The 9,611-nt window shown below is 38.2% G+C and carries 6 protein-coding genes; 2 read left to right on the top strand and 4 right to left on the bottom strand.

The window, feature by feature from the left end; genetic code table 11:
* Window positions 1–174: 174 nt before the first annotated feature.
* The 4 genes from ACS125_RS17680 to ACS125_RS17665 form a co-directional block, all read right to left on the bottom strand.
* Window positions 175–1,617 (bottom strand): cryptochrome/photolyase family protein, encoded by a 1,443-nt coding sequence (locus ACS125_RS17680; RefSeq protein WP_443273644.1) that lies wholly within the window; start codon window positions 1,615–1,617, stop codon window positions 175–177.
* 118 nt (window positions 1,618–1,735) lie between these two features.
* Window positions 1,736–2,218 (bottom strand): peptidylprolyl isomerase, encoded by a 483-nt coding sequence (gene slyD / locus ACS125_RS17675; protein WP_005307390.1) that lies wholly within the window; start codon window positions 2,216–2,218, stop codon window positions 1,736–1,738.
* Window positions 2,219–2,353: 135 nt separating this feature from the next.
* Entirely contained in the window at window positions 2,354–3,640 is a 1,287-nt protein-coding gene (locus ACS125_RS17670) for an NAD(P)/FAD-dependent oxidoreductase (RefSeq protein ID WP_443273641.1), read from the bottom strand.
* Window positions 3,641–3,737: 97 nt separating this feature from the next.
* On the bottom strand, window positions 3,738–5,057 hold the full coding sequence (locus ACS125_RS17665) for a D-alanyl-D-alanine carboxypeptidase PBP6B (RefSeq protein ID WP_443273639.1): 1,320 nt from the start codon (window positions 5,055–5,057) through the stop codon (window positions 3,738–3,740).
* A gap of 171 nt (window positions 5,058–5,228) precedes the next feature.
* Between ACS125_RS17665 and ACS125_RS17660 the strand changes: the two genes are divergently transcribed.
* Together ACS125_RS17660 and ACS125_RS17655 are read left to right on the top strand one after the other, a co-directional pair.
* A complete protein-coding gene (locus tag ACS125_RS17660; protein ID WP_443273637.1) occupies window positions 5,229–6,932 on the top strand; it encodes a M61 family metallopeptidase in 1,704 nt (567 codons plus the stop codon).
* Between the two features lie 398 nt (window positions 6,933–7,330).
* Window positions 7,331–9,568, top strand: a complete 2,238-nt coding sequence (locus ACS125_RS17655; RefSeq protein ID WP_443273635.1) for an NADP-dependent isocitrate dehydrogenase — start codon at window positions 7,331–7,333, stop codon at window positions 9,566–9,568.
* Window positions 9,569–9,611: the final 43 nt, after the last annotated feature.

Below are 9,611 nucleotides of genomic sequence, written 5' to 3'. Positions count from 1 at the left end.
TTTTGTAATGTTAATTTTTATACTTTTATAATGAGCTGTGATGCTTTTTGAATTTATTGTTGTGTTTGTCCTTTTATAAATCCTTTTAGTATTATTTTTAGAGTAAAGTCACAATATAGTCAAATTTCTCGTATTTTTTTAATCAAAAATAAACAGATAAGACGCAAGTCTTATCTAAATACTCTTGAAAGTTTCAATTGCTTTCATGCGAGTTTCTTTCAAATCAACAATTGGCTTCGGATAATTCAACTGAAGTGGAGTCTTACTTGAGTAGGGTTCATGAATCATTTTATTGTCTAGATGAGCTAACTCATCCACCCATTGACGAATATAGTCTCCGTTTGGATCAAACTTCTTAGACTGAGCAATAGGGTTAAAAATTCGAAAATAGGGGACAGCATCAGTTCCGGTTGATGCACACCATTGCCAACCACCATTATTCGCTGCTAAATCTCCATCGATTAAGTGCTCCATAAACCATTGTTCACCTATTCGCCAATCGATAAGTAGGTTTTTACACAAAAACATGGCAGTAATCATGCGGACACGATTATGCATCCATCCTGTTTTTTGTAGCTGACGCATGCCCGCATCAATAATCGGTATACCTGTTTGGCCAGTTTGCCATGCGGTTAGGTGCTCTGGATTATGATTCCACTTAATTTTCTGAGTATCTTTTTTAAACGGAATGTGTTTAGAAACATGTGGAAAATCAAATAAAATATGCTGATAAAACTCTCGCCAAAGCAGTTCATCTAACCAAGTCTGCTGACCTTCGTTTGCAAGATGGAAGTTGCCATGTTCAGCCCAGAAAAGAGCTTGTAAACATTGACGAATAGACAAAATTCCAAGATTTAAATATGGAGAAAGTTGGCTAGTTCCTTTTACATTTGGAAAGTCACGCTCTAACTTATAAGTAGATAAATGATCTTCAATAAATACGTCGAGCTGCTCCAGAGCAAAATCTTCTCCAGTCGGCCACAAGTTTTGTTGCTCTTTAGAAATAGATGAGTCAAAAAAAGCTTCGATATCTTCTAGACTTAAACTTTTTATATTTGAATCAGACTCTGGATTAGCTTTTTGCTTTTCAGGAATTGGATAGCACTGAGGCAAACCGCTGATATCTAGTTTCGAATAACATGCTTTTTTAAATGCACCGAAAACTTGATAGGGTTGCTGTGACTGGTTACGAATGGAACGTAAAGGAAAAATCGTACGGTCATGAAATAAAAAGAGTTCTTTACCTTTTTGATTTAAAGCCTGCTGTACAGTTTTATCTCTTTTTAACTCATTCACGCCTACTTCTATATTTGAGTAAACATTTTCGATATGAAGTTGTTGTGTGAGTTCGCAAATATAATCTGCAATATCTTTCCAGTAGGGAATGACTTGAATGATAAGTGGAATATTAAGCTGTTCTAATTCTTTTTTAAGTTGTTGAAGCTGACGTAAATAGAAATTAATTTTTATAGGTGCATCGTGATGTATTTTCCATTGTTCAGGCGACAAGATAATTAACCCAATCGAAGGTCCTTGCTGGCAAGCATGCCATAAAGCAGCATGATCTCTAACTCTCAAATCCTGACGAAACCAAATCAGCTGATTTACGTTTGACATGAAAGATACCCTTATAAAGTTGAGTGAGTTAGAGGTTTATTATCAAGATATTATATAAAAATAAATACATAAAAAAAGCAAAGCCGAAGCTTTGCTCTTATCTTCATCTAAAGATGAATTAGTGGTGGTGACCACCTGCACCGTGTACGTGACCGTGATCTAATTCTTCTTCAGAAGCTTCACGGATTTCTACGATTTCAACTTCAAAAGTTAAATCTTGACCAGCAAGTGGGAAGTTAGCATCTACAACAACGTTGTCGCCTTCAACAGCTTTAACAGTTACGATCTGAACGCCGTCATCTGTTTGAGCTTGGAATTGCATACCAGGTTGAATGTTTTCAACACCTTGGAACATTTGAGCTGGAACTTCTTGTACTAGGTCTGGGTTGTATTCGCCATAACCTTCAGCTGCTGGTACATTAACAGTAAATTTGTCACCAACAGTTTTACCTTCTAATGCATTTTCAAGACCAGGAATGATATTGCCTGCACCGTGCAAATAGGCAAGTGGTTCGCCTTGAGATTGATCAAGTGTTTCACCCTCAGCGTTTGTTAATTTGTAGTGGAATGAAACCACGTGGTTATTTGCAATAGCAGTCATGTTTTTGATCCATTCAATCAATTAAAGCGTACATCATAAAGTGAAAAATAAATTTTGTAGACTACAAAATCTTAATCTTTGGCACTTTTTCTAATGCGTTTTTATATAAATAGGGACGAACTTAAAAAATTCAACTTAATACAGCTTAATTTTTGGACGTACACGTCTTGTAAGTAAATCTTTCATTGTGAGTAGTCCAGCTTGAGTGTATCCATGAATCGTTGCTTGATGTAAACGATACAAAGATACGTACATGGTTTTTGCAATATAACCTTGCACACTTACATCGCCAAGTAATTCTCCAACGGCTTTATTACGACTTAAAGACACGAGGGAACCTTTGTCGTTAAACGTGAACATAGGTTGTGAACGATTGTTTAAGCGGGCAGCGATAGCATCGACTAAAAAGCTTGCTTGTTGGCTCGCAACTTGAGCACGCGGAGCAAGGGGAGGATGTCTTGCATCAAGCTGGCAATGAGCACAATCACCAAACGCAAATACATTTGGATCAGAATAGGTTTGCAACGTTGCATAGACCATTAAACGGTTAATGTTATCGCGTTTAAAGTCTGTAAAACTTTCTAATACCTTAGGTGCTTTTACGCCTGCTGCCCAAACGGTAATATCACTTTTGAGTTGGTTGCCATTACTAAAGTAGATGCAATGCTTATCAATTTTTTCAACGCGGTGTTGAGTTAAAATTTCAACGCCCATTTTTCTGAGTTGCTCGGCACTATGTTCAGCAGTTTTATCCGTCAGAGCAGGCAAAATGCGCTCAGAGGCTTCAATGAGTGTAATTTTGACTTGGTTGGGGTGAATCTTCTTTAAGCCATATCGATAAAAGTTTTTGGTTGTTTCAATTAACTCGGCTGCAAGCTCTACACCTGTTGCCCCCGCACCAACGATTCCGATATTTAAAGTTCGATGATTAGGTTGATTTTGAGCTTCAATATAAAGATGGAGTAAATCTTGTTGGAAAACATCGGCTTGCTTTCTGCTGTCGAGGAAATGACAGTTTTCACGCACACCCGTGGTATTAAAGTCATTTGATACTGAGCCAAGCGCTAAAATAAGTGTGTCATAACTGAGCTCTTGCGGATGATTCTGTTGGTCCTTAGACACTTGAGGGGGCATTAGTTCAATTAATTTTTTATCTTTATTGACTCCAATTAATGTTCCTAGCACAAATTCATAGTGATGTTTTTCTGAATGTGCAAAATAGTTAGTTTGTTCTTCGTGTGGATTTAAAGAGCCAGCAGCGATTTCGTGAAGCAAAGGTTTCCAAATATGGGTGAGGTTTTGGTCGACCAATGTAATTTTTGCTTTACGACTTTTCCCAAAAGTTTCACCGAGTTGTGTTGCCAGTTCTAAGCCACCAGCACCACCACCAACAATTACAATATGATGTAAATTTTGGGCCATTTTTTCACCTAATTATTTTTCTATAAAAAAAGATGGCTAAATTATGCCATCTTTTATTTATAAAATTTATTGTGCGTCTGTGCACAATTTGATGTTTTTAGTGCGAATCTACCGGGTAGAGTTTTACAGCACTATGTTCACTTGATGAAAAAATTGAGAAGAGGCTAGAAAACCACATTGCAATTTTTTGGAAAATATTGGCTTCTTCAATATGTACGTTATCTTCGATTTGAAGACTACGGATCAGTTGATTATTTTGATAAATCGATACTGTTGCTAAGCTCATTACTTTCATTAACGGTGCAGTTAATTGTTTTTCATTGAGTTCAATGTTTACACGTGTTTGAGTCGTTTCGAGCGGAGCAATAACCTTTGGCTGAAGGTTGCTATCAAGTACTTGAACGCGCTGAGTGATATTATCAAAATTATTTAAGTCAATTGGTGCTGGGTCAGCATATAAAGAAGTCGTTACAATCGTAGGTTGCTTTGTCGCTACCTTAAACATTTTTAAAGTCGACTTTACTACAGGCAGCTCGGCAATTAATTTTTGCTCAGGAATAATGACTTCATCACGTGTATAGGTATAGGCAAGATTCATTAATTTATCTGCAATCTCAGCACGTTTCACCGCACTCGGTGTACCTAAAACGATGACCAATAAACGTCTTTGAGCTAAATCTGATGAAAATGAAGGACGTGAAGCCGTTAATGCCAAATTATAACCCGCTGCTTTAGTGTAGCCAGTTTTTAGACCATCAACAGATGGGTCATACTTCAAAGCAAGGTTAGTCGCATGGTGAAAACGTTGATTGTAGCTAAAGCTTGGCATTTTTGAATAATGCAAATATTCAGGCGTTTCTTTAATTACGGCCTGACCTAATAAGCTTAAATCGTGTGCCGTAGTGTAATGATCCGGCATCGTAATTCCAGGAGGGTTACTAAAATGGGTATCTTTCATACCCAAAGCCTGAGCTTCCTGATTCATACGTTGTACAAAATGGGGAACATCACCAGAAATTTTTTCAGCTAAGGTCACGGCTGCATCATTTGCAGACATAACAATTAACCCTGCCAATAACTGATCAACAGAAATTTGTTCACCAGCTTTAAGATACATTTGTGATTCATCCCACTGCACCACACCAACTACTGGTGTTGCAGTAATGATTTCTTCTTTTTTCAGCTTTCCAGCTTTAATCTCTTTTAAAGCAATATAGGCAACCATCATTTTAGTTAAAGATGCTGGCGCGCGTTGCACGTGGCTATTATGCTCGGCAATGATTTGACCCGATTGAGTATCTACAATAGTCCATGCAGCGGCTTCAACACTTTCAGGTGCAATATTGAGTAGCGCAGCATTGGTTAGGGTGGTGCAGAAAAGACTGAATAGGGTAAAAAGAGATAGAAAAAATTTCACGGATGACCTTAACTTTTACTGGCAAATACGGGACACAGATGCACAGCATGCTATGCCTTTTTTTAATGGAAGGCTAGTGGAAATTGTTGCCAAAAAATACATGTACGCAAGACGATACAAAAAAGTGATAATCTAATGCTAAGCCGTTCTTATTTTTAAATTGAAGAATTTATGTTGCATTATCAAATTGAGTTCGATGATTACAAACAACACCTTGTTCACGTGACAATTCGTTTTTTAGCCAATCCGAATCAGGAACTTTGGCTGCCAACGTGGATTCCGGGTAGTTATCTAATTCGAGAGTTCTCAAAACATATTGAAGCCGTTAAAGCTTATGATGAAGCTGGACGTCTGTTGGATATTAAAAAAACGAGCAAGAATCGTTGGCGTTTATTTAATACTGATCATGAGCTAATGACGATTGAATATGATGTATATGCATATGATTTGTCTGTACGTGGTGCATATGTCGATCAGACTCGTTTATATATTAATCCAGCATGCGTATGTTTAGCTTTAGAAGGACAAGAACAGTCTGCTTGTGAAGTTGAAGTTTTCTTGCCGGATGAATTAAAACATTTTCAGCTAGCGACAGGTTTGGCTTCAAAAAGTCTAGTCAAAGGTCGTTTTACTTTAAAAGCCGATCATTATGATCAATTGATTGATAGCCCGTTTGAATTGGCTGATCAAACACGTTTTAGTTTTGAAACACATGATATTGAACATGAGTTTGTAATTTCTGGCTCACATAATGCCAATGTTGATCGCTTAAAAGCCGACATTGAAAAGATTTGTGCAGCCGAAATAAATATGTTCGGTTCAGCGCCATTTAAAAACTATACCTTTATGACGATGGCAACAGGGAATAGTTATGGTGGATTAGAACATTGTAATAGTACAAGTCTGATTACACCGCGTGACGATTTACCGAAATCGAATGAACCAACTGAACCTTCTAAAGACTATCAACGCTTTTTAGGCTTATGTAGTCACGAATATTTTCATTCATGGTTAGTGAAGTTCATCCGTCCAGAAAACTTTGCAAATTATAATTTGCATCAAGAAGGCTATACCTCTTTACTTTGGATATTTGAAGGCTTTACTTCATATTATGATGACCTGATTTTATTACGTAGTGGCGTAATTTCTCAGAAGTCTTATCTTGACTTACTTAAAGCACAAATTGATCGCTATTTACAAAATCCAGGCCGTTTTGTTCAAACAGTGGCCGAATCAAGTTTTGATGCTTGGATTAAATTTTATCGTCAGGATGAAAACTCAAATAACGCGGGTACGAGTTACTACAATAAGGGGGCTTTAGTTGCGTTGTGCCTAGATTTAGGTTTACGTTTACGTGGTTCTAGTCTTGATGCTTTAATGCGTCGATTATATGAAAATACTCAAAATGGTATGCAAGTAAACGAAAGAACCATTTTTGATTTATGTAAAGAACTGACGGGTGATAATTGGATTGAACAAATTAATCATCTGATTAACACGACTGATGAATTACCGCTTGATCAATTGTTTCCTGAGTTTGGCTTAAGCTATAGAGTTAAAACTGACAAATCTTTGCCATTAGGTTTAAAACTTGTCGATAAGCCAGAAGGTGTGCTTGTGCAAAGTGCCCGCCGTGATAGTGCAGCAGCGAAAGCAGGTATTTCTGCCAATGATGTGATTATTGCAATTGATGGTTTAAAAGCATCCACTAAGCTTATCGAGAAGTATGCAAAGCAGGGCGGAACTTATACTGTATTTGCTTTCCGTCGTGATGAGTTAATATCTTTTGAAGTCGATTGCGCTACATCTGATTTAACCGAAGTTGAACTCATCGTTGAAGATCAAGCTAAAACTGAAAAATGGTTAAAAGCTTAGATTAAAGCTAAATAGTTTATAAAAAACCGATGTTTTGCACATCGGTTTTTACTTTTAAGTACTTCCAAAAGATGAAATCCGTTTTGCCTTTGAGTTTATTTTGAATGAAAAGTATAATAATTGTCAGAACACTGAAAGATATCTCATGTAATTTAATGATGTTTAATGCCTGAAAAGTGATCTGAATGTGCATATTACAATGACTTAGATATCAGAAAATTATCTATATATTTGAATTATGTATTATTTCGCTGCGAAATGTCGTTATCACTGGATATTTCGTTGACTGGAAGGCAATGAGAGCCGATACTCTCAGGGTTTTATTTAAGCATATCGGTTCGTAGGCACTGGGCCAAAAGCTCGGTCCTCAATACTCAATCAAACGGAAGGGGCTATATATGGCTGGTGAAAAGTCAACTATTATTTACACACTGACTGACGAGGCGCCACTATTGGCGACCTATTCGCTACTGCCGATCATTGAGACCTTTACTAAGCCAGCTGGCATCGAGATTATTAAAAGTGACATCTCTGTAGCTGCACGTGTGCTCGCAGAATTCGCTGATTACCTAAGTGAAGAGCAAAAGGTATCCGACAACCTTGCAGAGCTTGGTCGTCTTACACAAGATCCAGATACTAACATTATCAAACTCCCGAACATTAGTGCGTCTGTTGCGCAATTAACTGCATGTATCAAAGAGCTTCAATCAAAAGGCTATGCAATTCCTGATTATCCGGAAAATCCTGCAACCGAAGAAGAAAAATCAATCAAAGCTCGTTATGGTAAGTGCCTTGGTTCAGCAGTAAACCCTGTTCTTCGTGAAGGTAACTCTGACCGCCGTGCTCCAGCAGCAGTTAAAAACTATGCGAAAAAACACCCTCATTCAATGAGCGAGTGGAAACAGTGGTCACAAACTCACGTTTCACATATGGAAGAAGGTGACTTCTACCATGGTGAAAAATCAATGACACTTGATCGCGCACGTAATGTGAAAATGGAACTTATCACGAACAGTGGTAAGAGCATTGTTCTTAAGCCGAAAGTTGCGTTACAAGACGGCGAAATCATTGATTCAATGTTCATGAGCAAGAAAGCACTTTGTGATTTCTATGAAAAAGAACTTGATGATTGTAAAGAAGCAGGAATTTTATTCTCTTTACACGTTAAAGCAACAATGATGAAAGTTTCACACCCGATCGTTTTCGGTCACTGTGTGAAAATCTACTACAAAGAAGCTTTCGAAAAACACGGTAAGTTATTTGACGAATTAGGCATTAACGTTAATAACGGTATGGCTGGGTTATACGAAAAAATCGAAACTCTTCCTACTTCATTACGTGAAGAAATCATTGAAGACTTACATGCTTGTCAAGAACACCGTCCTGCACTTGCAATGGTTGACTCGGCAAAAGGCATCACAAACTTCCACTCACCAAACGACATTATCGTTGATGCTTCTATGCCAGCAATGATTCGTGCCGGTGGTAAAATGTGGGGTGCTGATGGTAAGCAATATGATGCTAAAGCTGTTATGCCAGAATCAACATTTGCCCGTATTTACCAAGAAATGATCAACTTCTGTAAGTGGCATGGTAACTTCGATCCGAAGACTATGGGTACTGTACCGAACGTTGGCTTGATGGCTCAAAAAGCTGAAGAATACGGTTCTCACGACAAGACTTTTGAAATTTCAGAAGCTGGTATTGCAAATATTACCGATCTTGACACTGGTGAAGTGTTATTGACTCAAAATGTTGAAGAAGGCGATATCTGGCGTATGTGTCAGGTTAAAGATGCTCCGATTCGTGACTGGGTAAAACTTGCAGTAACTCGTGCACGTAACTCAGGCATGCCTGCAATCTTCTGGCTTGACCCGTACCGTCCACACGAAAATGAATTGATCAAGAAAGTACAAACGTATTTAAAAGATCATGACACGACTGGTCTTGATATCCAGATTATGTCTCAAGTTCGTGCAATGCGTTACACACTTGAGCGTGTAGTACGTGGTCTAGATACTATTTCTGTGACTGGTAACATCTTACGTGACTATTTAACTGACTTGTTCCCAATTATGGAACTTGGTACTTCTGCGAAAATGTTATCTATCGTTCCGCTTATGGCGGGTGGTGGTATGTACGAGACTGGTGCAGGTGGTTCAGCACCAAAACACGTACAGCAGCTTGTTGAAGAAAACCACTTACGTTGGGATTCGCTTGGTGAGTTCCTTGCTCTAGCTGCTTCTTTAGAAGAAATGGGCATTAAAGAAAATAATGCTCGTGCTAAGTTACTTGCGAAGACTCTTGATGAAGCGACTGACAAGTTACTTGATAATGGTAAGTCTCCATCACGCCGTACAGGTGAGATTGACAACCGTGGTAGCCATTTCTACTTGTCACTTTACTGGGCAGAAGCACTTGCTGCACAGAACGAAGATGCTGAGTTAAAAGCTAAATTTTCTTCACTTGCAAAAACTTTAGCTGAAGAAGAACCGAAGATTGTTGCTGAACTTGCTCAAGTACAAGGTAAACCAGCTGACATCGGTGGTTACTATGCAATTGATAAAGCAAAAGTAGATGCTGTAATGCGTCCAAGTGCTACATTTAATGCAGCTCTTGCAACTGTTGGTGCTTAATCACTAACTCGTTAGTGAATAGCTCAAAAGCCGGTGTATAAAC

It is taken from the genome of Acinetobacter sp. PFS20, from assembly GCF_052261015.1.
GTDB lineage: Bacteria > Pseudomonadota > Gammaproteobacteria > Pseudomonadales > Moraxellaceae > Acinetobacter.
The sequence above is the reverse complement of the archived record's forward strand: the minus strand, read 5'-3'. Positions and strand labels throughout refer to the sequence as shown.

Coding starts and splice junctions, on each gene's coding strand:
- ACS125_RS17680 (WP_443273644.1), bottom strand. CDS start 1,617: ATGTCAAACGTAAATCAGCTGATTTGGTTTCGTCAGGATTTGAGAGTT.
- slyD (WP_005307390.1), bottom strand. CDS start 2,218: ATGACTGCTATTGCAAATAACCACGTGGTTTCATTCCACTACAAATTA.
- ACS125_RS17670 (WP_443273641.1), bottom strand. CDS start 3,640: ATGGCCCAAAATTTACATCATATTGTAATTGTTGGTGGTGGTGCTGGT.
- ACS125_RS17660 (WP_443273637.1), top strand. CDS start 5,229: ATGTTGCATTATCAAATTGAGTTCGATGATTACAAACAACACCTTGTT.
- ACS125_RS17655 (WP_443273635.1), top strand. CDS start 7,331: ATGGCTGGTGAAAAGTCAACTATTATTTACACACTGACTGACGAGGCG.